The 24,129-nt window shown below is 63.8% G+C and carries 25 protein-coding genes and 1 tRNA gene; 12 read left to right on the top strand and 14 right to left on the bottom strand.

Annotation, left to right across the window (positions count from 1 at the left end):
* Positions 1 to 94 precede the first annotated feature (94 nt).
* Positions 95 to 1,585: an esterase/lipase family protein gene (locus tag C6571_RS02595; RefSeq protein WP_106445306.1), complete on the top strand. Its 1,491-nt coding sequence runs from the start codon at positions 95 to 97 to the stop codon at positions 1,583 to 1,585.
* A gap of 8 nt (positions 1,586 to 1,593) precedes the next feature.
* Here C6571_RS02595 and C6571_RS02590 read toward each other — a convergent pair whose 3' ends face one another.
* From C6571_RS02590 to radC, 6 genes are all read right to left on the bottom strand, one after another.
* A complete protein-coding gene (locus C6571_RS02590) occupies positions 1,594 to 2,331 on the bottom strand; it encodes a succinate dehydrogenase iron-sulfur subunit (RefSeq protein ID WP_106445305.1) in 738 nt (245 codons plus the stop codon).
* Positions 2,332 to 2,385: 54 nt separating this feature from the next.
* Positions 2,386 to 2,724 carry a succinate dehydrogenase, hydrophobic membrane anchor protein gene (gene sdhD / locus C6571_RS02585; RefSeq protein WP_170094660.1) on the bottom strand — a complete coding sequence of 113 codons (339 nt, stop codon included), beginning with the start codon at positions 2,722 to 2,724 and terminating at the stop codon, positions 2,386 to 2,388.
* Positions 2,721 to 3,113 (bottom strand): succinate dehydrogenase, cytochrome b556 subunit, encoded by a 393-nt coding sequence (gene sdhC / locus C6571_RS02580; protein ID WP_106445303.1) that lies wholly within the window; start codon positions 3,111 to 3,113, stop codon positions 2,721 to 2,723. The genes sdhD and sdhC overlap by 4 nt, the downstream gene beginning before the upstream one ends.
* Positions 3,114 to 3,120: 7 nt before the next feature.
* The gene (locus tag C6571_RS02575; protein WP_106445302.1) at positions 3,121 to 3,573 is read right to left on the bottom strand and encodes a CBS domain-containing protein; all 453 of its coding nucleotides are present in this window, start codon (positions 3,571 to 3,573) and stop codon (positions 3,121 to 3,123) included.
* 805 nt (positions 3,574 to 4,378) lie between these two features.
* Complete coding sequence (locus tag C6571_RS02570; protein ID WP_106445301.1) at positions 4,379 to 5,035, bottom strand: Smr/MutS family protein; 657 nt, start codon at positions 5,033 to 5,035, stop codon at positions 4,379 to 4,381.
* The gene (radC, locus tag C6571_RS02565; protein ID WP_106445300.1) at positions 5,032 to 5,745 is read right to left on the bottom strand and encodes a RadC family protein; all 714 of its coding nucleotides are present in this window, start codon (positions 5,743 to 5,745) and stop codon (positions 5,032 to 5,034) included. Before radC ends, C6571_RS02570 begins: the two co-directional genes overlap by 4 nt.
* Before the next feature lie 67 nt (positions 5,746 to 5,812).
* On the opposite strand from radC, the gene C6571_RS02560 reads away from it, so the two are divergent.
* Both C6571_RS02560 and ispH read left to right on the top strand, forming a co-directional pair.
* Positions 5,813 to 6,265: an FKBP-type peptidyl-prolyl cis-trans isomerase gene (locus tag C6571_RS02560; RefSeq protein ID WP_106445299.1), complete on the top strand. Its 453-nt coding sequence runs from the start codon at positions 5,813 to 5,815 to the stop codon at positions 6,263 to 6,265.
* The gene (gene ispH / locus C6571_RS02555) at positions 6,262 to 7,230 is read left to right on the top strand and encodes a 4-hydroxy-3-methylbut-2-enyl diphosphate reductase (protein WP_106445298.1); all 969 of its coding nucleotides are present in this window, start codon (positions 6,262 to 6,264) and stop codon (positions 7,228 to 7,230) included. The genes C6571_RS02560 and ispH overlap by 4 nt, the downstream gene beginning before the upstream one ends.
* Before the next feature lie 72 nt (positions 7,231 to 7,302).
* On the opposite strand, the gene C6571_RS02550 is transcribed toward ispH, so the two are convergent.
* A complete protein-coding gene (locus C6571_RS02550) occupies positions 7,303 to 7,974 on the bottom strand; it encodes a CBS domain-containing protein (RefSeq protein WP_106447998.1) in 672 nt (223 codons plus the stop codon).
* 90 nt (positions 7,975 to 8,064) lie between these two features.
* On the opposite strand from C6571_RS02550, the gene serS reads away from it, so the two are divergent.
* Together serS and C6571_RS02540 are read left to right on the top strand one after the other, a co-directional pair.
* Positions 8,065 to 9,375 carry a serine--tRNA ligase gene (serS, locus tag C6571_RS02545; RefSeq protein ID WP_106445297.1) on the top strand — a complete coding sequence of 437 codons (1,311 nt, stop codon included), beginning with the start codon at positions 8,065 to 8,067 and terminating at the stop codon, positions 9,373 to 9,375.
* Between the two features lie 36 nt (positions 9,376 to 9,411).
* Positions 9,412 to 9,501, top strand: a tRNA-Ser gene (locus C6571_RS02540).
* Positions 9,502 to 9,567: 66 nt separating this feature from the next.
* On the opposite strand, the gene C6571_RS02535 is transcribed toward C6571_RS02540, so the two are convergent.
* The 3 genes from C6571_RS02535 to C6571_RS02525 all read right to left on the bottom strand — a co-directional run bounded on the left by C6571_RS02535 (position 9,568) and on the right by C6571_RS02525 (position 12,247).
* Positions 9,568 to 10,326 (bottom strand): 3-hydroxyacyl-CoA dehydrogenase, encoded by a 759-nt coding sequence (locus C6571_RS02535; RefSeq protein WP_106445296.1) that lies wholly within the window; start codon positions 10,324 to 10,326, stop codon positions 9,568 to 9,570.
* 123 nt (positions 10,327 to 10,449) lie between these two features.
* Positions 10,450 to 11,469 (bottom strand): extracellular solute-binding protein, encoded by a 1,020-nt coding sequence (locus C6571_RS02530; protein WP_106447997.1) that lies wholly within the window; start codon positions 11,467 to 11,469, stop codon positions 10,450 to 10,452.
* A 229-nt stretch (positions 11,470 to 11,698) separates the two neighbouring features.
* On the bottom strand, positions 11,699 to 12,247 hold the full coding sequence (locus C6571_RS02525; protein ID WP_106445295.1) for a phasin family protein: 549 nt from the start codon (positions 12,245 to 12,247) through the stop codon (positions 11,699 to 11,701).
* A 229-nt stretch (positions 12,248 to 12,476) separates the two neighbouring features.
* Here C6571_RS02525 and C6571_RS02520 point away from each other — a divergent pair, with 229 nt between their 5' ends.
* The 6 genes from C6571_RS02520 (at position 12,477) to C6571_RS02495 (ending at position 19,427) form a co-directional block, all read left to right on the top strand.
* Positions 12,477 to 12,932, top strand: coding sequence for an acyl-CoA thioesterase (locus C6571_RS02520; protein ID WP_106445294.1), 456 nt, complete (start codon positions 12,477 to 12,479; stop codon positions 12,930 to 12,932).
* A gap of 99 nt (positions 12,933 to 13,031) precedes the next feature.
* Positions 13,032 to 14,438 carry a sodium:proton antiporter gene (locus tag C6571_RS02515; RefSeq protein WP_106445293.1) on the top strand — a complete coding sequence of 469 codons (1,407 nt, stop codon included), beginning with the start codon at positions 13,032 to 13,034 and terminating at the stop codon, positions 14,436 to 14,438.
* The gene (locus C6571_RS02510; RefSeq protein ID WP_106445292.1) at positions 14,438 to 15,427 is read left to right on the top strand and encodes a 2-hydroxyacid dehydrogenase; all 990 of its coding nucleotides are present in this window, start codon (positions 14,438 to 14,440) and stop codon (positions 15,425 to 15,427) included. Before C6571_RS02515 ends, C6571_RS02510 begins: the two co-directional genes overlap by 1 nt.
* Before the next feature lie 57 nt (positions 15,428 to 15,484).
* Positions 15,485 to 17,113, top strand: coding sequence for a DNA recombination protein RmuC (locus C6571_RS02505; protein ID WP_106445291.1), 1,629 nt, complete (start codon positions 15,485 to 15,487; stop codon positions 17,111 to 17,113).
* Positions 17,114 to 17,212: 99 nt separating this feature from the next.
* Entirely contained in the window at positions 17,213 to 18,550 is a 1,338-nt protein-coding gene (locus C6571_RS02500; protein ID WP_106445290.1) for a surface lipoprotein assembly modifier, read from the top strand.
* Positions 18,551 to 18,614: 64 nt separating this feature from the next.
* Positions 18,615 to 19,427, top strand: coding sequence for a FecR family protein (locus C6571_RS02495; RefSeq protein ID WP_106447996.1), 813 nt, complete (start codon positions 18,615 to 18,617; stop codon positions 19,425 to 19,427).
* A gap of 51 nt (positions 19,428 to 19,478) precedes the next feature.
* On the opposite strand, the gene C6571_RS02490 is transcribed toward C6571_RS02495, so the two are convergent.
* Entirely contained in the window at positions 19,479 to 20,342 is an 864-nt protein-coding gene (locus C6571_RS02490) for an LOG family protein (RefSeq protein WP_106445289.1), read from the bottom strand.
* A gap of 209 nt (positions 20,343 to 20,551) precedes the next feature.
* On the opposite strand from C6571_RS02490, the gene C6571_RS02485 reads away from it, so the two are divergent.
* Entirely contained in the window at positions 20,552 to 21,721 is a 1,170-nt protein-coding gene (locus tag C6571_RS02485) for a cytochrome P450 (protein ID WP_106447995.1), read from the top strand.
* Positions 21,722 to 21,895: 174 nt separating this feature from the next.
* Here the strand turns inward: C6571_RS02485 and crcB are convergent, their stop codons facing one another.
* The 3 genes from crcB to C6571_RS02470 are packed head-to-tail and all read right to left on the bottom strand — an operon-like array spanning position 21,896 to position 24,121.
* A complete protein-coding gene (crcB, locus tag C6571_RS02480; RefSeq protein WP_106445288.1) occupies positions 21,896 to 22,273 on the bottom strand; it encodes a fluoride efflux transporter CrcB in 378 nt (125 codons plus the stop codon).
* A gap of 21 nt (positions 22,274 to 22,294) precedes the next feature.
* Complete coding sequence (locus tag C6571_RS02475) at positions 22,295 to 23,599, bottom strand: TRAP transporter large permease (protein WP_106445287.1); 1,305 nt, start codon at positions 23,597 to 23,599, stop codon at positions 22,295 to 22,297.
* Positions 23,600 to 23,611: 12 nt separating this feature from the next.
* Complete coding sequence (locus C6571_RS02470) at positions 23,612 to 24,121, bottom strand: TRAP transporter small permease (protein ID WP_106445286.1); 510 nt, start codon at positions 24,119 to 24,121, stop codon at positions 23,612 to 23,614.
* Between the last annotated feature and the right edge of the window lie 8 nt (positions 24,122 to 24,129).

Below are 24,129 nucleotides of genomic sequence, written 5' to 3'. Positions count from 1 at the left end.
TGATGAATCGGGCGCTGCCAAGTGCGCGTTGGGGTTTGACTTTTCGTTTTCTGCGGCTTTGAATCCGCCCAACCCGTCCGCAGGAGGCAGCAGCATGGCAACCGTGTCCGCACCGTTTTATCCGATCATCTATGTGCGTGGTTATGCCATGACTCCGGGTGAAATCGCCGATGCGGTGTCCTCGCCCTACATGGGTTTCAACACCGGGGCCACCAAGCTGCGCCAGGCCTGGGACGGCCAGGTGCGCCGGCATATCTTCGAGTCGCCCCTGGTGCGCCTGATGAAGGACTGTGGCTACCGCGATGTCTATGCCGACGGCAGCGAAATGGTGGGTGCGGTGCCCGCGCGCAGCGTCGTCATCTACCGTTACTACGACAGCGCCGACCGCGATCTGGGCGATGGCAAGGCCTTGTCCATCGTGGCTGCAGCCGAGGGCTTGCGCGACCTCATCCGCCAATTGCAGGCGCAGGTGTGCGGCACCGACGCGCAGGCGCTGGCCCAGTTCAAGGTGCATCTGGTCGCGCACTCCATGGGCGGTCTGGTGTGCCGCTGCTTTTTGCAGAACGACGCCATCAGCACGCCGGGCGACCGCGCGCTGGTGGACAAGGTGTTTACCTATGCCACGCCGCACAACGGCATCGACATGGCGGGCTTCAACGTGCCTGGGGTGCTGGGTTTGTGGGACATCAACAATTTCAACCGCAAGCACATGGCCGAGTACCTGGGCCTGCCTGCGGACAGCGAGCGCGTGGATTCGCTCGGCGGAAAGTTCAACCCGCAGCAGTTCTTCTGCTTTGTCGGCACCAACTACCGCGACTACGCCGCCGCCATGGGGCTGCCGCGTGCGCTGGCCGGTGAAATGAGCGACGGCCTGGTGCAGATCGAGAACGCTGCCGTGCAGGGCGCGCCGCGTGCCTTTGCCTACCGCAGCCACAGCGGGCCGTATGGCGTGGTGAACTCTGAGGAGGGCTACCAGAACCTGGTGCGCTTTCTGTTTGGCGACCTGCGCGTCGATGGCGTGCTTGAGGTCGATGCACTGCCCTTGCCGCCCTCGGTGCAGCGCGCCAAGGATGCGGGCCACGAAGTCCGCGCTTCCTACTATTTCGAAGCCACGGTGGCGCCGCGCGGCGCTACCCATTTCACGCTCAGTGAGCGTCGCTGCGACACCTTCAGCGCGGTGATGCGCAGTTTTGACGAGCTGCTGCGCCTGGGCAAGGCGCAGCGGGAGGCGCCGCGTTCCCCGGTGCTGTTTTCGGCCTTTCTTGATACCTCCAAGGTGACCGCCGGAACGACGGTGGTGTTCAGCCTGGAACTGGCGGTCTCCACCACCGGCTACACCATCGACCACAAGCTCTGGCTCGACCAGCATGTCGAGGGCGAATACCTGTTTCGCGACACGCTCACGCTGCGGGCGACCCCCAGCAAAGACGGCTGGAAGGTGCGCTACCTGCGCACCGATGAGCGCTGGAGCGAAGGTGTGGGAACGCTTGCCGAGTGGGACGGTGCGTACTACTGGATTGCGCTGAGTTCGAAAAAGGGCTTCAAGGCGCGGCTGCGGCTGGAGCTACAGCGCAGCCAGCGGTAGCAGCGCGGTCAGGCGACCGGGCGCGGCGGGTGCACGGGCAGCGCGCCGCTGTCACCTTCTTTCTTGATCATCTTGAGCCGCACTCTCTCAATCGCATGCGAGGGCTCCAAGCCCTTGGGGCAGACCTCCGAGCAGTTCATGATGGTGCGGCAGCGAAACAGGCGGTAGGCGTCGTTCAGGTCGTCCAGGCGCTCTTCGGTCGCCTGGTCGCGGCTGTCGAAGATGAATCGGTAGGCCTGGATCAGGCCCGCCGGCCCGACGAACTTGTCGGGGTTCCACCAGAACGAAGGGCATTGGCTGCTGCAGCAGGCGCACAAAATGCACTCGTAGGCGCCATTGAGCTTGTCGCGCTCGGCGGGCGACTGCAGGCGCTCGCGCTCTGGCGGCGGGTCGTCGTTGATGAGGTAAGGGCGGATCGAGTGGTATTGCTTGAAGAACTGCGTCATATCCACGATCAGGTCGCGCACGATGGGAAAGCCCGGCAGCGGCCGCAGCACCACGGGCCCCTTGAGGTCGCGCACGCGGGTGATGCAGGCCAGGCCGTTGCGGCCGTTGATGTTCATGGCGTCCGAGCCGCACACCCCTTCCCGGCACGACTTGCGCATGGACAGGCTTTGGTCCTGCTCCTTGATCCGCAGCAGCACGTCCAGCAGCATGCGGTCGCTGTCCTGCAGGTCAATGTCGTAGTGCTGCAGCCAAGGGGTCTCGTCTCGGTCGGGGTCAAAGCGCGAGATGGAAAATCGCATGGTGGCCTCTCTGGCCCTTTCAAGGGCGTTGGCGTGGGATGGGCGTGCAGGGCTTCAGGTTGGAATTCGCAGCAAGATCAACACAGCCCACACTCCCAGACCACACAGCGCCGCAGCGAGTGCAGCGAGCAGGTAGGGGCGAATGCGCACGGGCTGTGCGTAGTCGAGCAGTACATCGCGCAAGCCCACCCACATATGCGCCAAAAGCGCTGCAAAAAATACGGCCAACGCCAGGCGCATCGCCGGGTGTGCCAGCCACTGCAACCACTCATTTCGGCTGTGCGGGGGCGCAAGCGCGAACGAAGCCAGCACGAAGATCAGAAACAGCAGCAGGTACACGGCGCTCGCACGTTGCACCAGCCACGCCGGCAAGCCGGTGAGGCCGCGCTTCACAAGACAACTCCCGCTGCGAGCACGGCGATGGCCATAGCCGCGAGGTTCACGCCCCATGCAGTGCGCCGCGCCTTGCCCAGACTTGAGCCGACGTCAATGTCGGTCAGCATGTGGCGCACACCCGCCAGCATGTGGTGCGCCAGCGCCCAGGCCAGCGCTATCAAAAATATCTTCACGACAGGCTGCCTCAGCAACGCCGTGGTGTCTGAAAAATCGCCGGCATCGCCCAACGAGCCTTGCAACAGGTACAGCAGCGCCGGCACCCCGGTGGCCAATAAAACCCCGCTCAAGCGGTGAAGAATGGAAGTAAGGGCGCCCACCGGGAGCGTGATCTGCGCCAGGTTCAGAAACACCGGGCGCGAGCGGGGGGTGCGTGCAGATCTGGACATGATGGATTCAGTGGTAGCCGGCGCCCATGACGTACTGGCGCACCAGGGATTCTTCGTATTCGCCTTCGCGCACCAGCAACTGCAATGCGTCGCGCGCAGCGACGACGCCGATCGGGCGGCGTGTTTCGTCCAAGACTGGGAGATGCACCAGGCTGTGCCGCTCCATCAAAGCCAGTACGTCCGATACCTGGTCTTGTGGTTCGCAACAGACTGGTTCGGCCGTCATCAGTTCGCAGGCCAAGGTCTGGCAGGCGCTGCCGGCACAGTGGCCAATTTGTTTGACAACGTCGGTCTTGCTGACCACGCCGGCAATCGTGCCATCAGGGTGGCAGACCACCACCAGATCGATCTGCGGGCGAGAAAGCAGCCGGGCCGCCTGCATCAGCGGGGCTTTCAGTGTGATGGTGGCGAGCCGCGCTTGCGCTGTGGCTACCAGGCCGGTGATTCGCAGGATGTTCATCCGGGTCCCCCTGACGGCCAGTGTAGGACGCAGTCCGGCAAAAGCAAGCCATCGGGACAAAGCCCTTGCACCGTGACGGAATGCCTGCTGCGTTCCCTGCCAGTATTGGCGGCACGCTTTGTTATAAGCTATCGAAACAATAGCTGTTATCGCTTGCCAAATAAGCGCCAGGTGCCAATTTGACCTGGTTGTGGGGCAGCCTCAAAAAAGCCGACAGACAACAATGAGAGCGCGGTTTTGATGGGATCGTGCCTCGTGGCAAACGGCGGATGCCGGGATGTGCGCCCGGCGGCGCAGTCACTTTTCTCATGCCGAAAAAAGTCACCAAAAAAAGGCTCACCCTGCTGTCTGCGGCTTCTTCGCTGCGCTACGTTGAGGGACGGCTCTGGTGTCCTTCCCTTCGGGTTGCCTCTCAAAGGGGCCGCTTGCGGCGTTGCCCGCGCTTGCAAGGCATCAGCCTTGCTGCGCGCGCATGCCACCCCGCAAGCACCCCGCCACAGGCGTATCCACAAGGGCCTGGACAGCCACACGGGCCGCGCGCAGCGATAGTAGGCCCGTATCGCTGTTTGGTTTTCCGATGTCTTTGGTCCATGTAGACAACGCAAAGAACAAGTACCTCGCCCGCCGGGGCGAGACCCGGCTCCTGCCCTGTGCGAAATCGCGTTTACCAATCTTTGTCTGAGGCGGCTACATCGTCAGGCAATGTGATGGATAAATTTCTTGTGTCGGGGGTTGGAAGCAGGTTGAAAAAGCGAATGGCGGCGATTCTCGGCAGCATTCTGAAACGCACTTTCAACTCACGGCTTTAGGACTCCACCCGCTGCAAAAGCACCACCAGCGCCCCAGCACCGCCGTCGGCTGGGCGGGCCTGGACAAACGCCAGCACCTCGCTTTTTTGGACCAGCCAGCGCTGCACGCGGCCCTTGAGCACAGGCGCCTTCCCCGGCGAGCCCAGACCCTTGCCATGCACCACGCGCACGCAGCGCAGGCCGGCCTTGTGGGCGTGGCGGATGAACTCGCCCAGGGCTTCGCGCGCTTCATGAACGCGCAGGCCGTGCAGATCAAGCTGGCGCTGGATGCTCCAGTGGCCTGCGCGCAGGCGCGCGGTCACGTCGGCACCGATTCCGGGCCGCCGAAAACTCAGTTGATCGTCGGTGTCGAGCAGCGTGCTTACATCAAACTCGTCGCTCATGGCCTCAACCAGCACGCGCGCTTCGTCCAGCCAGTGCTGCATCGGCAGTGGCTCGGGCAGAGCGGGTTCGTGCTGCGCGCGGTTGGTCCAGCGCAGTGCCGTGACGGCGCCCACGCTGTGTGCAAACAGGTGCCGCTCTGCCTCGCGCCGGGCGGCGGCTTCGCGCGCGGCTTGCTCCTGCGCCGCGAGCAGCGCCTGCTGCTCGCGCAGGTGGCGCGCCAGCGGGCCGAGCGATGCCAGGCTGAAAAAGCGCTCGCCCGGCTGGCTCACACCAGTCCTTTCGCGGCCATCGAAAGCCACTGCCCGGGCGCGACGATGACGTGGTCGAGCACGCGCACATCCACCAGCGCCAGCGCGCTTTTGAGGGTTTGCGTCAGTGCCTCGTCGGCACGGCTCGGTTGTACGCTGCCGCTGGGATGGTTGTGCGCCAGCACCACGGCGGCCGCCTGCAGGTGCAGGGCACGCAGCACCACTTCGCGCGGGTAGACGCTGGTTTGCGTCAGCGTGCCGCGAAACAGCTCTTCCAGCGCAATCAGCCGGTGCTGGCTGTCCAGGAACAGCACGGCAAACACTTCGTGCCCCTTGGCGGCCAGCTGCAGTTGCAGGTAGTGGCCCACAGCGTCGGGCGAATCGAACACTTCGCGCTCGCGCAGTTGCTGCGCCAATGCGCGGCGGGCGAGCTCGAGCACCGCCACCAGCTCCGCGCGCTTGGCAGGGCCCAGACCTTTTATGCGCGCCAGGTCCGCCATGCTCGCGTGCAGCAGGCCGGAAATACCGCCAAAACCGCCCATGGGGCGTTTGGTTTCCGGGCAGGTGCGCGGGGCATCGAGCAGTTCCTGCGCCAGTTGCAGCACGCCCTTGCCGACGATACCGGTGCGCAGCAGCAGCGCCAGCAACTCGGCGTCGCTCAGCGCCGCAGGACCGCGTGCGAGGAGTTTTTCGCGCGGGCGGGCGTCGACAGGCAGGTCTTTGAGAGGCATGAATCAGGGGTTTCCCGAAGGGATAAGCGCAGCAATCCTAAAATGGCAGCAGTTTATAGAGGCATGCATGGCAATCGTTCAACAAGGCTCCTTTCTCACACTGCATTACCGCCTGGCCGGTCCGGCGGGTGATGTGATCAATACGTTCGAAGACAAACCCGCCACGCTCACGCTGGGCAACAGCGAACTCTCGCCTGCGCTGGAGGCGCGCCTCATCGGCATGCAGGAGGGCGCGCGTGCCACTTTTGAACTGGCCGCTGGCGAAGCTTTTGGCGAGCGCAACCCGGAAATGCAGCAGTGGGTGCCCGGCAAACTCCTCGACGCCCTGGCCGACCCTGATGAGCAATACCACGTCGGCGAGGTGGTGGAGTTCCCCACGCCCGACGGACACGGCACCTACGCCGGCGCCGTGGTGCGCGTGGGCAGCGAGGGCGACGCGCGTGCCATGCTGGTGGATTTCAACCACCCGCTGGCGGGCCGCGCGGTAAGTTTTGAGGTCTATGTGATTGGCGTGCTGTGAAGTTGCCGCAAGAAGTTCTTTTGGCCGAGCCGCGCGGCTTCTGCGCGGGGGTGGACCGGGCGATCGAGATCGTCGAGCGGGCGCTGGCCAAGTTCGGCGCGCCCATCTACGTGCGTCACGAAATCGTGCACAACACCTATGTGGTCAACGACCTCAAGGCCAAGGGCGCCATCTTCATCGAAGAGTTGTCCGACGTGCCGCCCGGAGCCACCCTGATTTTCAGCGCCCACGGTGTGAGCAAGGCGGTGCAGGAGGAAGCGAAAGCGCGTGGTTTCCACATTTTTGACGCCACCTGCCCGCTGGTCAGCAAGGTGCACGTCGAAGTGGCCAAGCTCGCGCAAGAGGGCTACGAATTCATCATGATCGGCCACAAGGGCCACCCCGAGGTGGAGGGTACGCTCGGCCAGCTCGAAGGGGGCATTCACCTGGTGGAAGACGTGCAAGACGTGGCCCACGTGGCGCCGTCGCAGCAGGAAAAGCTGGCTGTGGTGACCCAGACCACACTCTCGGTGGACGATGCAGCCGAAATCATGGCCGCGGTGCGGGCCCGCTTCCCGCAGGTGCGTGAACCGAAACAGCAAGACATCTGCTACGCCACGCAAAACCGCCAGGACGCGGTGAAGATGATGAGCGGGCAAGTCGACTTGGTGATTGTGGTCGGCAGCCCGACCAGCTCCAACAGCAACCGCTTGCGCGAACTCGCTGAGCGCCTTGGCACGACGGCCTACATGGTCGACAGCGCTGAGGAGCTGCAACCAGCATGGTTCGAAGGCATTGCCCGCGTGGGCTTGACGGCCGGCGCTTCGGCGCCAGAGGTGCTGGTGACCGAGGTGATCGAGCGCGTCAAGACGCTTGGCGCAGTGTCGGTGCGCACGCTCAGTGGCATTGAAGAGTCCATCAAGTTTCCCTTGCCCAAGGGTTTGCGGATGGATGGGGTTGCACCGGCGGCTGGCGAAGAAAGCTAAACGCTCTCTTTTTAAGAGCTGACAGCGCTTATGCTGTCAGCGTTAGAGGCCTATTTGGCCTAAAGTTTCGTCTCAGGTCCACAGGTCGAGCGGCGGATCTGCCGCCACTGCGCGCAGGATGTCGGTGCGGGAGATAAAGCCCTCCAGCAATCCCAGTTCGTTGGTCACCGGCAGCCCGGGCAGGCCGGTGTCAAGCAGCACCGTCGCCACGCGTCGCAGGCCTGTGGTCGCTGTTGCGGTGGGCACCGGCGAGATCATCACCTCGTCCACCAGCCGGCGGGCACGCGCAATCGCGGCGGGTACGCCACCAGGCTGCGGTATCAGCTCCAGCGGCACCATGTCGGCGCGCAGCAGCATGCCAATGACGCGGCCCAGCGTATCCACCACCGGGGCCTGCGCCACGCCGTGTTCGGCCAACAAGTGCCAGGCTTCGCTGACCAGCGCGCCCTGCGCAACAGTGAGTGCGCCGCGGGTCATCACGTCGCGCACCAGAGTCAGCGGCTGGCGCACCACGCTCGGGCCCTGATCGGTCTGCGCATAGGCGCTGACGGCGTCTTGCGCCCGCAGGCTGCCAAAGGCGCTGTCGTATGCGGCCGGCGCTACGGGTTCTGCCTCCGCCGTCCCGCGCGGGCCGGTGGCACGCAGCGCCTGCGGACGCCGCACCCTGCGTACGGATGCAATGCGCGAAATCTGCTCCGGACCGCCCCGTAGCATCTGCCCTGAAGGACCAAAAACAAAAAACATGGCGCTCTCCTGCACGCGGGATGCGTCGCCCCCCATGTTATCGGCATCTGCCGCGCCGACTTCAGGCAGGGCGCCGCCTAAAATCTCGACATGCTCGATATCCTTCTTCTCCGCAAAGACCTTCCCACCGCGATTGCCGGCCTGGAAACCCGCAAAAGTCCACAGGCCTTTCTTGATGTCGCCGCTTTTCAGGCGCTCGAAGCCGAGCGCAAGACCCTGCAGACGCGTACCGAAGAGCTGCAGGCGCAGCGCAACCAACTCTCCAAGCAGATCGGCCAGCTCAAGGCCAAGGGCGAGAGCGCCGATGCGGTGATGGCACAGGTCGGCGCACTCAAAGCCGAACTGGAACAATCGGCCGCACGGCTTGAACAGATTCAGCCCGAGATCCAAGCCCTGCTGCTGGCCGTGCCGAATCTGCCGCACGTCAGCGTGCCGGTGGGCGCGGGTGAAGAAGACAACGTGGAAGTGCGCCGATGGGGCACACCACCGAGCTTTGACTTTGCGCCCAAGGATCACGTCGATGTCGGCACGCCGCTGGGCCTGGACTTCGACATGGGCGTGAAGCTCTCGGGCTCGCGCTTCACGGTCATGAAGGGACCGATTGCCCGCCTGCACCGCGCGCTCAGCCAGTTCATGCTGGACCTGCAGACGCAGGAGCACGGCTACACCGAGTGCTACGTGCCCTATGCGGTGAATGCCGATTCGCTCAAAGGCACCGGCCAGTTGCCCAAGTTCGAGGGCGACCTGTTCGCGGCGCAAAAGGGCGGTCAAGACGCTGAGCCCGTGCCGGACCACGCGGCGCTGTACCTTATTCCCACCAGCGAAGTGCCGTTGACCAACTTCGTGCGCGACGTGGTGCTGGCCGAGGCAGAACTGCCCATCAAGCTCACCGCCCACACGCCATGCTTCCGGTCCGAAGCCGGCAGCTACGGCCGCGACACCCGCGGCATGATTCGCCAGCACCAGTTCGACAAGGTGGAAATGGTGCAAGTCGTTCACCCCGACCACAGCTACGAAGCACTGGAAGAAATGACCAGCCACGCCGAAGCCGTGCTGCAAAAACTCGGCCTGCCCTACCGCGTGATGAGCCTGTGCACCGGCGACATGGGATTTGGCGCCGCCAAAACCTACGATCTGGAAGTCTGGTTGCCCGGCCAGAACAACTACCGCGAGATCAGTTCGGTCAGCAACTGCGAAGCCTTCCAGGCGCGCCGCCTGCAGGCGCGCTTCAAGAACGCGCAGGGCAAGAACGAACTGGTGCACACCTTGAACGGTTCCGGCTTGGCGGTGGGCCGTACGCTGGTGGCGGTGCTGGAGAACTATCAGCGGGCGGATGGTTCGGTGCAGGTGCCTGACGCGCTGCGGCCGTACATGGGCGGCATGGAAGTCTTGACGTCTTGAGCGAAAAATCTGCTGCTAGAATCGCAGGCTTCGAGCGGAGAGGTGGCAGAGTGGTCGAATGTACCTGACTCGAAATCAGGCGTAGTAGCAATACTACCGTGGGTTCGAATCCCACCCTCTCCGCCAAAAACAAAAAACCCCTGTAACTCAACGAGTTACAGGGGTTTTGCGTTTTAAGGCGTCAGTGACGGATCAGCGCGGTGCCAAGCGTATCGCGCCATCCAGGCGGATCACCTCACCGTTGAGCATGTCGTTCTCAATGATGTGTTGCACCAGCTTGGCGTAGTCCTCGGGTGTACCCAGGCGACTGGGGAACGGGACGCCAGCGGCCAGGGCGTCCTGTACTTCCTGAGGCATTCCAAACAGCATGGGCGTGCCGAAGATGCCGGGGGCAATGGTCATGTTACGGATGCCGTTGCGGGCCAGGTCGCGCGCGATGGGCAGGGTCATGCCCACCACGCCGCCCTTGGAAGCCGAGTAGGCGGCCTGGCCGATCTGGCCGTCGTAGGCGGCGACGCTGGCGGTCGAGATCAACACGCCGCGCTCGCCGGTGTCCTCGGCTTCGTTCTTGGCCATGGCATCGGCTGCCAGGCGGATCATGTTGAAGCTGCCAATAAGGTTGACCGTGATGGTCTTGCTGAACACAGCCAGCGAATGCGCGCCGTTCTTGCCGACGGTCTTTTCTGCGGGTGCGACGCCTGCGCAGTTGACGAGGCCCATGAGTTTTCCCAGGGACACGGCTTTGGCCACCACGGCCTGGCCGTCGGCCTCGCTGCTGACGTCGCACCGCACAAAGGCGCCGCCGATGTCCTTGGCAACGGCTTCGCCCTTGTCTGCCTGCATGTCAGCCACCACGACGGTGGCGCCTTGCGCGGCCAGGCGCCGCGCCGTGCCTTCGCCCAGGCCCGAAGCGCCGCCCGTGACGATGAATACCTTGCCCTTGATCTGCATGCTGAGTCTCCTCTTAGTGACGTTGATATTGACGTTGACGTAAACGTCAATTATGCGGGAAATGGACGGACGCAAAAAAGCCGCCTCTCGGGTCGAGGCGGCTCTTGTGCAAGCGCTTGCGAATTACTTGAAGCCCACGCGATCCAGCATTTGCTGCACCGCACCTACGTGGGCACCCACTGCGCTGATGGGAATATTCTCGCTCTTGAAGGGCTTTCCACCGGTCATGGCTTGGAGCGCTGGGTTCTCTGGGTGGATGCCGTTGGCAGCGGGCCATTCGTTGTTGCCGTTGGCAAAATAGTTCTGCGCGTCAGGCGTTGCGAGGTATTCCAGGAAACGGACCGCGTTTTCCGGGTGCTTGGCATAGCGTGCCACCGCGCCGCCGGCAATGTTGACGTGCGTGCCCCAGCTTTGCTGGTTGGGAAACACCGCTCCCACCTTGTTGGCGACGGCCACGTCTTCGGGCTTGGAGGATCGCATGAGACGGGCCAGATAGTAGCTGTTGGTCACGGCGATATCGCATTCGCCCGAGGCCACGGCCTTGATCTGGTCGGTATCACCGCCCTTGGGGTCGCGGGCCAGGTTGGCTACCATCCCCTTGAGCCAAGCTTCCGTCTTCTGCGGCCCCAGGTGCTCATTGACGGCGCCAAACAGACTCAGGTTGTAGGGATGCGAGCCGGATCGGATGCACAGCTTGCCCTTGTTTTTTGGATCGGCCAGTTCTTCGTAGGTGTCGACGTCGTCCCGCTGCACCTTGGCCTTGTTGTAGACAATGATGCGGGCGCGGGTTGACAAGCCAAACCAGGAAATGCCACCGTCGGCTGCAGGCTGGCTGCGCAGGTTCTCCGGAATGGCGCTATTGAGTGCTTTGGACTGGACGGGCTTGAATAACCCATCTTTTTCGCCACGGTACAGGCGCGCCGCGTCCACCAGCAGGATCACGTCGGCCGGCGATGCTTCGCCTTCGGCTTTAAGACGCGCGATGATGCCTGCGTCGTCAGCGTCGACGCGGTTGACCTTGATGCCGGTCGCCTTGGTAAATCCGGCGTACAGGGCTTCGTCGGTTGCGTAGTGGCGGGCGGAATACAGGTTGACCACAGCTTCTTCGGCGTGCGCAGAAGCAGCCAGGCCGGTCAGCACCATCAGGGGCGCAATCCAGCGGGTGAGGGCGTTCAGGGACATCATGGTTTCTCGTGCAAGGAAGAGGGTGGATGATAACGCAAACGCGACGCATTCCTATCTCTAAGTTGCTGAATTCGGCGTCGCAAACGCACTGAAGCGGGCTGCAGAAAAGCGCAAGACGAAAAAAAGGCCCGACGGGTCGGGCCTTTTTGGTGTGGATCGCAGCGGTGCGTGCACCGCTCGATGCAAATTAACGCTTGCGCGGGGCAGCCGACTTGGCAGCGTCTGCAGCGGTAGCGGCGACGGCGTTGAAGTTGGCTTCGGCAGCGTCGGTGGCCTGCTTGACGGCCTTTTGAACCGACTCAAACGCGTTGTTGGCTGCAGAAACGGCGCTCTTCATCACGGCAACCGAGGTCTCCGAGCCGGCCGGTGCGTTCTTGGCAGCGGTCTCGACGAGGTCGGTGAAGTTCTTTTGGGCTTCAGCCGTCTTGGCCTGCACCGCGTTACCGAACTCATTGCCGGTACCCGAAGCGATGTCGTACAGGTGGCGGCTGTAGGAAGCAGCCTTTTCAGCCAGGGGCTGGAACAGGCTGGCCTGCAGAGCCACCAGTTCTTGTGCGTCTTTCACGCTCAGGACGGCGCGGGTGTGCGTGGCGGCTTCGTTCAGGGCGGCGCGCGATGCGGTCAGGTTCAATTCAACCAGCTTTTCCACGCCTTCAAACGCCTTGTTGGTCAGACCAAACAGGGTTTCGATGTTGGCTTTGTGGGCGGCGAGCATTTGTTCAGGGGTCAGGGACATGTCATTTCTCCAGTAGATGTAGGGGCCCGGCAAAAAACGGGACTCGAAATATCTGCGCTGGTCATTCCGGATGGCATGTTGCAGTGCAGCATAAGCGCTATTTTAGGGTAATCCCGCGCAAAAGCAAGTGTTTTGTTGCATTGCAACATACTGAAACACCTTGCTGCGTTCGATGAGCCGCAAAGCCGCTTTCGGCTTTGCGAAAGGGTGGCTGGCAGAATGACGCTCCATGAGTTCCAATGCCTCTTCCTCCCGCGCGGCGCCCGAGCCGCGCAGTGCGTACCGGGTCTTTCGCAGCATCAGCACGCGTTGGATGGACAACGACGTGTACGGCCATGTCAACAATGTCGTCTATTACAGTTGGTTTGATACGGCGGTCAACGCGCATTTGATCGACGCGGGCGCGCTCGATATCCATGCCGGCGAGACGATTGGCCTAGTGATCGAGACCCAGTGCAACTATTTTGCGCCACTGGCCTTTCCGCAGCAGATCGACGCGGGTATTCGCGTCGCCCGCATCGGAAATTCAAGCGTGCGTTACGAGGTGGGTCTGTTTGCGCAGGGGGAGCCGCTGACGGCAGCGGCCGGTCATTTCATCCACGTCTATGTGGATCGCGACACGCGCCGTCCTGCCGTTTTGCCGGCACGCTTGCGGGCTGTTTTGGAGCCGTTGACAGTCGCCTGAAAGCCGCTACTCAGCGTCCGCCGCCTACACTTGCACAGGGGCAGCCCCGCTCCCGAGCGCTCGGGAGGATTTTTTAATAAGACGAATGGAGACAGACCCATGAAATTTCTGCGCAGGTGCGCCTTGCTGGCGCTGCTCGTGCTTCCGACACTGGCCCGTGCGGCCGACATCGACGGCGCTACGCTGGCTCTGTGGTGGGGCGTTCCTTTTGCTGGTCTCCTGCTTTCGATTGCGCTGGTGCCGCTGGTCGCCCCCATTTTCTGGCACCACCACTACGGCAAGGTGACCGCAGCCTGGGGCCTGGCATTTCTCGTTCCGTTTGCACTGGTGTTTGGCGGCGGCGCTGCCGGGGTGAGTCTGGTGCATGCCTTGCTGGCCGAATACGTGCCGTTCGTGATCTTGCTGACGGCGCTCTTTACCGTGGCGGGGGGCATTTATATTCGGGGCAATCTGCACGGCAATCCCCTGCTCAATACCGGCATTCTGGCGATTGGTGCGGTTTTGGCGAGTTTCATGGGGACCACAGGCGCATCCATGCTGCTCATTCGCCCTCTGATCCGCGCCAACGACAACCGCGTCCACAAAGCGCATTTGGTGGTGTTCTTCATTTTTATCGTCTCCAACGCCGGTGGCTCGCTCACACCGTTGGGCGATCCGCCCCTGTTCCTTGGATTCTTGAAGGGTGTAGATTTTTTCTGGACCGTGAGCCACATCTTTCCTGAAACCCTGTTTCTGGTGGGCGCGCTGCTGGCGCTGTTCTTTGCCATCGACAGCTGGTTTTTCCACAAAAGCGGAGAAACCGTTGCTGCCGACCCGACCCCCGACACGCGCGGCATCGGTTTTGATGGCAAGGTCAACTTTGCCCTCCTGGGTGTCGTGGTGGGGCTGGTGCTGCTGAGTGGTTTCTGGAAGTCGTCGGTGGTGTTCAACATCGCGGGAACCGAAGTGGGCCTGCCCGGCGTCGTGCGCGACATCGGCTTGCTTGTCGTTACCGGCATCTCGCTCTGGCTGACCCCTGCGCGTGTGCATGACGCCAACCAGTTCGGCTGGGCGCCCATGCAGGAGGTGGCCAAGCTCTTCGCCGGCATCTTTCTTACCATCATCCCGGTGATCGCCATGCTCAAGGCGGGTGTGAGTGGCCCGTTTGGCGGAATCGTCAGCGCCGTGACGGGCCCCGACGGCGCGCCGCTGCCGGCCATGTATTTCTGGGCTACGGGCGTGCTCTCGTCCTTCCTGGACAACGCGCCGACCTACCTGGTGTTTTTCAACACCGCAGGGGGCGACCCCGCCGCGCTGATGACCACGCTGGCCCCTACCTTGGCGGCGATTTCGGCCGGCGCGGTGTTCATGGGGGCCAACACCTATATCGGCAACGCGCCCAATCTGATGGTCAAGGCCATTGCCGAGGACCGCGGCGTGAAGATGCCCAGCTTCTTTGGTTACATGCTGTGGTCGGGTGGCATTCTGGTGCCGCTGTTTATCTTGATCACCTTCATCTGGTTTTGATGCAGCGCCCTAGCATTCTTGTCGCCCGGGCGGTGTTTCCCGAGGTGCTCGAGCGCCTGCGTGCAGCGTTCGATGTCGAAGCCAACCAGGAGGACCAGGTTCTGGCGCCGGCCGAGCTGGCGCGCCGACTGGCCGACAAGCATGGCGTGCTGACCACGGGTGCCGAGCGCATCGACGCCGCGCTGCTGGCTGCCTGCCCGCGTCTGCGCGTGGTGGCCAACATGGCGGTGGGCTTCAATAATTTTGATGTGGATGCCATGACCGCAGCGGGCGTACAGGGCACGAACACGCCCGATGTGCTCACCGAAACCACGGCCGATTTCGGTTTCGCGCTGCTCATGGCCACCGCGCGGCGCATGACCGAGGCCGAGCATTTCCTGCGCGCCGGGCGCTGGACGCAATGGCGCTACGACCTGTTTGCCGGCGCCGAAGTGCACGGCAGCACCCTGGGCATCCTGGGCATGGGTCGAATCGGCCAGGGCATTGCCCGGCGCGGGGCGCACGGCTTTGGCATGCGGGTGATCTACCACAACCGCTCCCGCCTCGCGCCCGCGCTGGAGGCGCAGTGCGCCGCGCAGTATGTCAGCAAGGACGAGTTGCTGGCGCAGAGCGACCACCTGGTGCTGGTGCTGCCCTACAGCGCAGAGTCGCACCACGCTATTGGGCCGGCCGAGCTTGCGCGCATGAAGCCCACGGCCACGCTGGTCAACATTGCCCGGGGTGGCATCGTGGACGATGCGGCCTTGGCCGCAGCCCTGCGCGCGCGCCGCATTGCTGCCGCCGGTCTGGACGTGTTTGAAGGTGAGCCGCGCGTGCATCCCGACTTGCTGGCGCAACCCAATGTGGTGCTCACGCCGCACATCGCCAGCGCCACGCTCGCGACCCGCCGCGCCATGGCCAACAAGGCCGCCGACAACCTGCTGGCCTTTTTTTCCGGGCAGCCATTGCCGAGCCCGGTGAACGCGCCGGTACATAAGAAAATTCGATAAAAATTGGCCTCTGGCGCTTTATTCATAAACATTAGTAGCTATTAAAAATGTAGTGAAATGAGTTCCGATACCTGGCTCATCCTGGGCGCTCTGGCCGGGGTGCTGTTGCTGCTGTTGGCATTGCTGCTGCGCCAGCCACGCGTGCAATTGCCGCCCGAATGGCTGGCGCGCCTGCAGGCGTTGGAGCAGGCAGGCCTGGCCACGCAATTGGCCGTCGCCAAAAACGACGGTGCACTTGATGCCATGGGCCAGCAGCTTCGCGGCTTTACCCAGACCACACACGCGGCGCAGGAGGCGCTGCGCAAAGCCGTGGACGAGCGTCTGGCGCAGGCCGTGGGGGAATCGCGGGAGGCGCGCGGTGAATTGGCGGTCACGCTGGCGGCGTTTCGCACCGAACTGGTGGCGACCACCGGCGCCTTGGCCGCCGAGAGCGTGAAGTCGCGCGAGGCGCTGGTGCACAGCAGCGCGCAGGCCCAGGAGCGCATTCAGGAGCGCTTCGAGGCACTGACCCAGGCTACGCGCCAATCGCTCGATTCGCTCAAAGCCGACATCCACACCCAGCTTCTCGGTATGGCAAACACGCTACGCGACCAGCTCGGTGACAACAGCCAGCAGCTGCGTACGCAGTTCTCTTCCCTGCAGGAATCGGTGCACCAGCAGCTGAGCAGCCTGGTGCAGGGCAGCCAGCAAAGTGCCGAACAGTTGCGCACGGCGCTCAACGAGCGCCTGGCTGCCATCCAGACCGACAACGCGACCAAACTGGAAGAAATGCGCCGCACGGTGGACGAAAAGCTCCACGCCACGCTGGAGCAGCGCCTGGGCGAATCCTTCAAGCTGGTGAGCGACCGGCTGGAGCAGGTGCACAAGGGCCTGGGCGAGATGCAGACCCTGGCCGGCAGCGTGGGCGACTTGAAGCGCGTGATGACCAACGTGAAGTCGCGCGGCACCTGGGGCGAGATGCAGCTGGGCGCCATCATCGACAACGTGCTCACGCCCGAGCAGTTTGGCCGCAACATCAAGACCGTGCCGGGCAGCGACGAAATGGTGGAATACGCCATCCGCCTGCCCGGCAAGTCGCACGAAACGCCCGTGTGGCTGCCCATCGATGCCAAGTACCCGGTAGAGCAGTACCAGCGCCTGCAGGATGCCCAGGAGGCGGCGGACAAACCGGCCATCGCTTCCGCTGGCAACGCCTTCGAGGCGTCCATCCGCCTCGAAGCCAAGAAGATCTGTGCCAAATATGTCTCGCCCCCGCACACCACCGACTTTGCCGTGCTCTACCTGCCGTCCGAAGGCCTGTTTGCCGAGGTCATGCGCCGGCCCGGCCTGGTCGAAGCGGTGCAAAACGACTGCCGCGTCATGATTACCGGCCCGGCCAACCTGGCGGCCATGCTGAGCAGCCTGCAAATGGGCTTCAAGACCCTGGCGATCGAGAAGCGATCGTCCGAAGTCTGGGCGCTGCTGGGCACGGTGAAAACCGAATTCAGCAAGTTCGGCGAGGTGGTCGAAGCCACCAAAAAATCCATCGACGCTGCCGCCAAGCGCTTCGAGCAGGTGGACGTGCGCACCCGTGCCATTCAGCGGCGGCTGCGCGACGTGCAGGATTTGCCTGCGCCCGAGGCACAAGGCATCGCTGTGCCGGGGCCTGGCGCGCTTGCGCTGCCCGACACAGACGAGGATTTCTAGCCGCGAAGTGCTGCGCGGGGCATCCCAAGGGCTTGCAGCAGTAGCAAATTGCCGGGAAAAGAGTAGATTGTTTCCACCCGTCACATTCAGGGGCTGGAAATGATCATTCCTCGGGGTTTGCCGCGCAGCCGCTGGCTGTTTTTTGCGCCCTTGTTGGGTTTGGCACTCTCGCAACCGGCGCAGGCCGATGCCCTGCTGGACGATGCGCAGACCCTGAGCGCTCAGGGCAATGCCGAGCAGGCGTTTGTGCTGCTGGGCGAGCAAGAGCCGGTGCGCGCTGGCGATCCAAGCTTTGATGCAGCCATGGGCCGCGCCGCCCATGCTGCCGGCCATTACACCCGGGCCGTGATGGCCTGGGAGCGCGTGCTGGCGGCGCAACCCGACGATTTGGACGCGCAGGTGCAATTGGGCCGTGCACTGCAGGCGGTAGGAGACCGGCGCGGCATGCAGGCGCTTTCGGCGCAGGCGCGTGCCAGGGTGGTTCCAGTAGATGCCGCACTCAGCATCGACCAGTTCCTCGAGTCCTACGACCGCAGGGATGCCAATGGGGGTTCCAGCGCAAAAGCTTACGTCGAGCTGGGTGCGGGGCACGATTCCAACGCCAACGCAGGGTCTGCCACGATGCTCGCGAGCATCCCGAATCCGGCGGCGGTGGCGTGGTCGCTGGACCCGTCGGCACTGGGCCGTTCGGCCAACTTTGTGAACGCGGCAGCGTCGCTGCGTGGGCGCTACGTGCTTGACGCGCGCTGGTCCCTGGTGGGCGCCGTCACCGCAGCGGCGCGGCGCTATGGCGAGCGAGCCCGTCCCTGGGATTTTCAGCATATCGATGGCTCTGCCGGCCTTGCCTGGCGGTCTGAGCGCAACGAGTTCATCGTCTCCGGCCAAGGTGATTTCTACGCGCTGGACGGCGCGCACCTGCGCAGCTTTGGCGGCGTGCTCGGCGAATGGATCTATCACATCGACGGCTTTCGCCAGTGGGACAGCTTCGCGCAGTGGCTGCAACTGAACTACCCCACGCAGTCGGCGCGCGACGTGCAGCGCAGCGTCTTCGGTACCACCTATTCGCAGGTGTTTCGCAACGGCAGCATCGGTTGGGCGGGTGCCTGGGGTGGCCGCGAGGAACCGCGCGGGGCGGGGCAGGCGCAATGGGGGCACCGCCTGGTGGGGCTGCGCGCGGGCGCCCAGTTGCCGCTGGGGCGCCAGTGGGCGCTGTATGCCCACGCAGAGTGGGAACAGCGCCACTACGGCGCGCAGGACCCCTTCTTTGCGCAGCAGCGGCGCGACCGGCAGACCGATGTGTCGCTGGGGCTTTCGTGGGTGCCTGCAGCGAACTGGCGCATCACGCCCGAGTGGACGCTGACCCGCAATGCATCGACGCTGGCCGTGAATACCTATGAGCGCAAGCTGTTTTCGGTCACGGTGCGGCGCGAATTTTAGGGGGCATGCGTTCCCTTGCCGGTACCGTTCCGATTCGTATCCCACAAGCCCAATGGGTGATGCCATGAAACCTGTCCCTCCGTCCTCGCCTTCGCGCCTTGGTCTGCTGGTCGCTCTCCTGGCGGCCTGGCCCTTGCAAGCGCTTGCCGCTGCCGGCCTGGTTCAGTTCTCCGCTGGAGAGGTGAGCATGCGCCGGGGTGCTGCCAGCAGCCCTTTATCCAAAGGTGCCGAGCTGGACACCGGCGATGTAGTCTTGACCGGCGCTACCGGTCGCGCACAAATCCGTTTTACCGATGGTGGGTTGGTCGCACTGCAGCCTGACTCGCAGTTCACCGTCACCCGCTATGTCGACAGCGGCGATCCGGCCCAGGACAGCTTTGTCGTGCACCTGCTGCGCGGAGGCATGCGCGCCGTCACGGGGCTGATTGGCAAGCGCAATGCTGCGAACTACCACGTCGTCACACCGACCGCCGTGGTGGGCATCCGGGGTTCTGCTTTTTATGTCACGTTCAATGCCCAAGGCCAGGTGGTGGTGGCCGGGGAGCAGGATGAAATCGAGGTGTGTACCCAGGCCGGCTGTGTGGGGGTGAAGGCGGGTGAATCTGTGCTGGTGCTCTCAGATCAGAAATTGCCGGTGTACACCCACACCCGCGCGGTCGTGCCCGTGCCGCAGCCAAAGCGCCCTGACGTGGTTGGAGAGCAAGTCCAGGCCGATGGAAGCCGCAGCAGCGTGCAGGTGACCCGGCCAGCGCCGCCACCACCGCCCCCGCCACCGCCAAGAGGACAGGTGCCTACGCCGCCGCCACCGGCTTACACGCCGCCCCCGACAGGCGGCACGCCGCCACCACCGACCACCAGGCCACCAAAAAGTCCCTGAAATTTTGGGGCTTGGAAATCGTGCGCCGGCATGAACCCGGCGTCGCGCCGCTCACAACTGATAAAAGTCGCGAATCCGCTGCCAGGCCTCCTGCGGATCGTCGGTGATGTGAAACAACGCCAGGTCTTCCTCGGCGATGGTTCCCGCGTCTACCAGCACCTGGAAGTTGAGCAGGCTGTTCCAGAACTCGGTGCCGAACAGCACGATGGGCACAGGCTTGGCCTTGCCCGTTTGTACCAGGGTCAGCACCTCAAACAACTCGTCCATGGTGCCAAAACCGCCGGGAAACGCCACCAGCGCTTTCGCTCGCATCATGAAATGCATTTTGCGCAGCGCGAAGTAATGGAACTTGTAGCTCAGCGTGGGCGTAATGTAGGGGTTGCTTCCTTGCTCGTGCGGTAGGGCGATGTTCAGGCCCACCGTCAGCGCACCGGCTTCGCTGGCGCCGCGGTTGGCCGCTTCCATGATGCCGGGGCCGCCGCCAGTGCATACGTAGAGTCGGTTGGCCAGTTCCTGTCGGTTGCTGTGCTGGGCCACGATGCTGGCGAACTCGCGCGCTAGTTCGTAATAGCGCGCGTTGCGCACGGCGCGCTCGGCCAGGGCAATGGCTGGTGCATCGCCAGCGGTTTGTGCAGCGGCCAGAAGCGCTGCGGCTTCGTCGGCCGCGACAAAGCGTGCGCTACCGTAGACGACGATGGTGTTTTCAATGCCTTGCGCTGCCTGGCCGAGGTCGGGCTTGAGCATTTCGAGCTGAAACCGGATCCCGCGCGTCTCGCGGCGCAGCAAGAATTCGGTGTCGGTGAAGGCCAGGCGGTCCGAGTGCGGCTGCATCGCCGCTGTGTCGTTGGGGTCGGTCTGCAGTTCGGCCAGCGCGTCGGTGAGCCTGCGATCGCTGATGTGGGTGGTGGCATCCATGGAATTTCTTTGAAGGTCTTGCGCTCCCGAGAGACACAAAGCGAGGGAAAACTAAGCAAAAAATGCCCTCTGCGCGTAACAGCAAAGCGCTGCCAGCTATGAAAGAGATAGTGATTTTGCACTTTTCTCCATGCGGGCCTTGGCCTCGGAAAGCTGACGATAGCTGCACGGCGCTCGGTGTGGGCGCGGATATGCCTGAAAATACCTTCATGCCAAGCCATCCAAAACCCGATTGGGACCCGCTCTCGCCCCAGGCGCAGCACGATCCGCAGGCCACTGCCGACGGTATGCGCGAGCATTGCCCGGTAGCCTGGAGCCAGGCGCTGCACTGGTCGCTGTTTCGCCACGCTGATGTGCTGCGCGCCGTCAAAGACCACACCACATTCAGCAGCGTCGTGTCGCGCCATGTGGCGGTGCCCAATGGCATGGATCCGCCCCAGCACACGGTCTACCGGCGTGTCATTGAACCGTACTTTTCAAAAGCACGGGTGGATGCTTTCGAACCCCAGTGCCGTGCCATGGTGCGCAGTTTGGTCGCAACTCTGCCACGCAGCGCGCCCATCGAATGGATAGACGCGCTGGCGTTGCCGTTCGCGGTCTGGGCGCAGTGTGACTTTCTGGGTTGGCAGGACGAGGACCACGCAGCCTTGGCACAGTGGATGCAGGCCAACTACGCGGCCACGTTGGCGCAGGACCGCGCCGCGCATACCGAGCTGGCGGCGCGCTTTCAGGCCGTCGTGACGGCGCAACTGGAGCGGCGCCGCGGCATCGGTGCTGCAGCAGCGCCGGGCGACCTGACCTGGGCGCTGATGCAGGAGAAAGTCCATGGTGTGCCTCTGACCGATGCAGAAATTGCCAGCATCCTGCGCAACTGGACGGTGGGCGAGATCGGCACAATGGCTGCGTCCGCCGGCATTCTGTGCGATTGGCTGGCCCACCATGCGCCGGTGCAAGCGCAGCTGCGTGAGCACCCGTCTGCCATTCCTGCGGCCGTGGAAGAAATTCTGCGCCTGCGCGGGCCGCTGGCCACGAACCGGCGTATCACCACCTGCCCGGTGGATATCGGCGGCCGGCATTTGCCGGCCGGTTCGCGCGTGACGCTGCACTGGCCGGCGGCCAATCGCGATGCGCGCGCCTTTGACGCAGCGCTGGAATACCGCCCCGAACGCGATCAAACGGCCAATCTGCTGTGGGGCGCAGGCGTCCACGTGTGCCCCGGCGCCCCGCTGGCGCAGATGGAGCTGCGCGTACTGCTGGAAGAAGTGTTGGTCAGCGGCGCCAGCATGGAGACGGTGCCGGGCGAGTCGCCCGAGCCGGCCATGCACCCGGCGAGCGGCTGGGCGCGGGTGCCGCTGCGATTGGTTCCGCTGCAGGCATAGTGCTAACAGGCCCTAGTGTCGCGAGTTGGAAATTCGTTTCAGAAAAGTGCCGGCAATCGCCGCCATGCCGCGTTGCACATCCGCGCGATAGCACCGGCTATCGCTGTGGTTTGCGCCTTGCCTGACGACGATTTCGCCCCTTTTCATTTTTCAACGCGCTTCCAACTCACGACACTAGCTACGCAGGACCAGAGTTACGGTCTGCAAACCCAGCCAGGTCAGCAGCAGCGAACCGCCCAGGTGCATGGCCACGCTGGCGAATGCGAGCAGCGCGCGCTGCTGCTGCAGCATCTCCACGATTTCCACAGAAAAAGTGGAAAACGTGGTCAGAGCACCGAGAAATCCGGTGATCAGGGCCAGCCTCCAAGCCGGATCCAGCTGCGGCAGTACCTGAAAAACGCCCACTGCGATTCCGATCAAGTAGCCACCCACCAGGTTGGCCGCCAGCGTGCCCCAGGGCAGCAGCCCGCCGGGACTGAGCCAGAGGCCCAAGCGCCAGCGGGCCAGGGCGCCCAGACTGGCACCGGCGCAAATGGAAAGCACGTTGAGCATGGAGCGCGATGGTAGCTTGCCTCAGCGAGCGCTCATCTGCTGCGGCAGCCAGGTGGCGATGCCGGGGACAAGGTAGACGATGGCCACGGCCACGCACATCAGCAGGAACATGGGCAGCGTGACGCGCGCGATCCAGGGGAGCTGGCGGCCCGTCATACCCTGCAGCACAAACAGGTTGAAGCCCACGGGTGGGGTGATCTGCGCCATCTCGACCACCAGCACCACGAACACGCCAAACCACAGAGGATCGATGTTTGCCGCCTGCACCGTGGGCATCAGCACGCCCATGGTCAGCACCACCATGGAGATGCCGTCGAGAAAGCAGCCGAGCACGATGAAGAAAACCGCCAGTGCAGCCACCAACTGCGCCTGGTTCAGGCCCAGCGAGGCAATCCATTCGGCCAGATGGCGCGGCAGGCCGATGTAGCCCATGGACAGCGTCAGGAAGGCTGCACCGGCCAGGATCAGCGCAATCATGCAGTACAGGCGCGTGGCGCCCATCAAGGCGTCCCTGAAGGTCGCCCAGTTCATCGATCCCTGCAGGGTAGAGAGAATGAGCGCGCCGGTCACCCCCACGGCCGCCGCCTCGGTGGCGGTGGCAATGCCGGTGTAGATGCTGCCCAGCACGGCGGCAATCAGGAGCACCACCGGAATCAGGCTGCGCGAAGCGGCCAGCTTTTGGGTGAACGACAGGCGCTCGTCCGCTTGAGGAATCTGCTCCGGGTGGCGCAGCGCCCAGAGGGCGATGTAGCCCGAGAACAGCGCGGCCAGCAGAATGCCCGGCAGCACGCCGGCAATGAAGAGCTGCGAGATCGATACGTCGGCCGCCACGCCGTAGACGATCATGATGATCGACGGCGGTATGAGCAGCCCCAGGGTGCTCGAACCCGCCAGCGTGCCCACTACCATGTGCTCGGGATAGCCCCGGCGGGTGAGCTCGGGCAGCGTCATCTTGCCGATGGTGGCGCAGGTGGCAGCGCTCGAGCCCGACACGGCGGCAAAAATGGTGCAGCCGATGACGTTGGTGTGCAAAAGCCGCCCCGGCAAGGCCTGCACCCAGGGCGCTAGCCCCTTGAACATGTCCTGCGACAGGCGCGTGCGAAACAGGATTTCGCCCATCCAGATGAACAGCGGCAAGGCGGTCAGCGTCCAGCTCGACGACGAGCCCCAGATGGTGACCGCCATGGCATCGCCTGCGGGGCGGGACGAAAACAGCTGCATGCCGATCCAGGCCACGCCCGAGAGCGTGAGGCCGATCCACACGCCGCTGCCCAGAATGACGAACAGCGTGGCAATCAGCAGGCCGGTGATGGCAAGGTCGCTCATGGCGTGCGGGACCTATTCGTTGCGCAGCGCTTCGCTGCTTTGCGGCGGCTCGCGCCGGCCCAGAAGTTCAAGCACCAGCTCATCGACAAAGGCGATGGCCAGGACCACCGTGCCCAGCGCCATCGCAATTTGCGGCAGCCAAAGAGGCGTGGCGTCGTTGCCGGTGGAGATGTCGTTGAATACGTGCGATTGCCAGGCCAGCTTGCAGCTGTATACGGCGAACAGCAAGGCGAGCAGCGTGGCGGCGGAAAGCGCCCACAGCTCGGCGCCCTTTTTCCAGCGCCCACGCAGCAGGTTGAGCACCAGCGTGACGCGAATGTGCTCGCCGCGCTTGAGCGTATGCGCCAGCGCCAGAAACCCAGCGCCGGCCATCAGGTAGCCGGCATAGGCGTCGATGCCGGGGGTCTGGAAGTGCAGCTGCCGGCTGGCAATCGACAGCAGCACGGCCAGGAGCAGCAGCACCATGCACAGCGCCGCCAGCGCCGCAGCGCCGCTGTAGATTCCCTCGAGCAGGCGGCGCATGCGCGGGC

Source organism: Simplicispira suum, assembly GCF_003008595.1.
Taxonomy (GTDB): domain Bacteria; phylum Pseudomonadota; class Gammaproteobacteria; order Burkholderiales; family Burkholderiaceae_C; genus Simplicispira; species Simplicispira suum.
The sequence above is the reverse complement of the archived record's forward strand: the minus strand, read 5'-3'. Positions and strand labels throughout refer to the sequence as shown.

Bases quoted from the DNA above. Each gene is read 5' to 3' on its own strand.
- C6571_RS02595 (WP_106445306.1), top strand. From the start codon at position 95: ATGGCAACCGTGTCCGCACCGTTTTATCCGATCATCTATGTGCGTGGT.
- C6571_RS02590 (WP_106445305.1), bottom strand. From the start codon at position 2,331: ATGCGATTTTCCATCTCGCGCTTTGACCCCGACCGAGACGAGACCCCT.
- sdhC (WP_106445303.1), bottom strand. From the start codon at position 3,113: ATGTCCAGATCTGCACGCACCCCCCGCTCGCGCCCGGTGTTTCTGAAC.
- C6571_RS02575 (WP_106445302.1), bottom strand. From the start codon at position 3,573: ATGAACATCCTGCGAATCACCGGCCTGGTAGCCACAGCGCAAGCGCGG.
- radC (WP_106445300.1), bottom strand. From the start codon at position 5,745: ATGCCTCTCAAAGACCTGCCTGTCGACGCCCGCCCGCGCGAAAAACTC.
- C6571_RS02560 (WP_106445299.1), top strand. From the start codon at position 5,813: ATGGCAATCGTTCAACAAGGCTCCTTTCTCACACTGCATTACCGCCTG.
- C6571_RS02550 (WP_106447998.1), bottom strand. From the start codon at position 7,974: ATGTTTTTTGTTTTTGGTCCTTCAGGGCAGATGCTACGGGGCGGTCCG.
- serS (WP_106445297.1), top strand. From the start codon at position 8,065: ATGCTCGATATCCTTCTTCTCCGCAAAGACCTTCCCACCGCGATTGCC.
- C6571_RS02535 (WP_106445296.1), bottom strand. From the start codon at position 10,326: ATGCAGATCAAGGGCAAGGTATTCATCGTCACGGGCGGCGCTTCGGGC.
- C6571_RS02530 (WP_106447997.1), bottom strand. From the start codon at position 11,469: ATGGTGCTGACCGGCCTGGCTGCTTCTGCGCACGCCGAAGAAGCTGTG.
- C6571_RS02525 (WP_106445295.1), bottom strand. From the start codon at position 12,247: ATGTCCCTGACCCCTGAACAAATGCTCGCCGCCCACAAAGCCAACATC.
- C6571_RS02520 (WP_106445294.1), top strand. From the start codon at position 12,477: ATGAGTTCCAATGCCTCTTCCTCCCGCGCGGCGCCCGAGCCGCGCAGT.
- C6571_RS02515 (WP_106445293.1), top strand. From the start codon at position 13,032: ATGAAATTTCTGCGCAGGTGCGCCTTGCTGGCGCTGCTCGTGCTTCCG.
- C6571_RS02510 (WP_106445292.1), top strand. From the start codon at position 14,438: ATGCAGCGCCCTAGCATTCTTGTCGCCCGGGCGGTGTTTCCCGAGGTG.
- C6571_RS02505 (WP_106445291.1), top strand. From the start codon at position 15,485: ATGAGTTCCGATACCTGGCTCATCCTGGGCGCTCTGGCCGGGGTGCTG.
- C6571_RS02500 (WP_106445290.1), top strand. From the start codon at position 17,213: ATGATCATTCCTCGGGGTTTGCCGCGCAGCCGCTGGCTGTTTTTTGCG.
- C6571_RS02495 (WP_106447996.1), top strand. From the start codon at position 18,615: ATGAAACCTGTCCCTCCGTCCTCGCCTTCGCGCCTTGGTCTGCTGGTC.
- C6571_RS02490 (WP_106445289.1), bottom strand. From the start codon at position 20,342: ATGGATGCCACCACCCACATCAGCGATCGCAGGCTCACCGACGCGCTG.
- C6571_RS02485 (WP_106447995.1), top strand. From the start codon at position 20,552: ATGCCAAGCCATCCAAAACCCGATTGGGACCCGCTCTCGCCCCAGGCG.
- crcB (WP_106445288.1), bottom strand. From the start codon at position 22,273: ATGCTCAACGTGCTTTCCATTTGCGCCGGTGCCAGTCTGGGCGCCCTG.
- C6571_RS02475 (WP_106445287.1), bottom strand. From the start codon at position 23,599: ATGAGCGACCTTGCCATCACCGGCCTGCTGATTGCCACGCTGTTCGTC.
- C6571_RS02470 (WP_106445286.1), bottom strand. From the start codon at position 24,121: ATGCGCCGCCTGCTCGAGGGAATCTACAGCGGCGCTGCGGCGCTGGCG.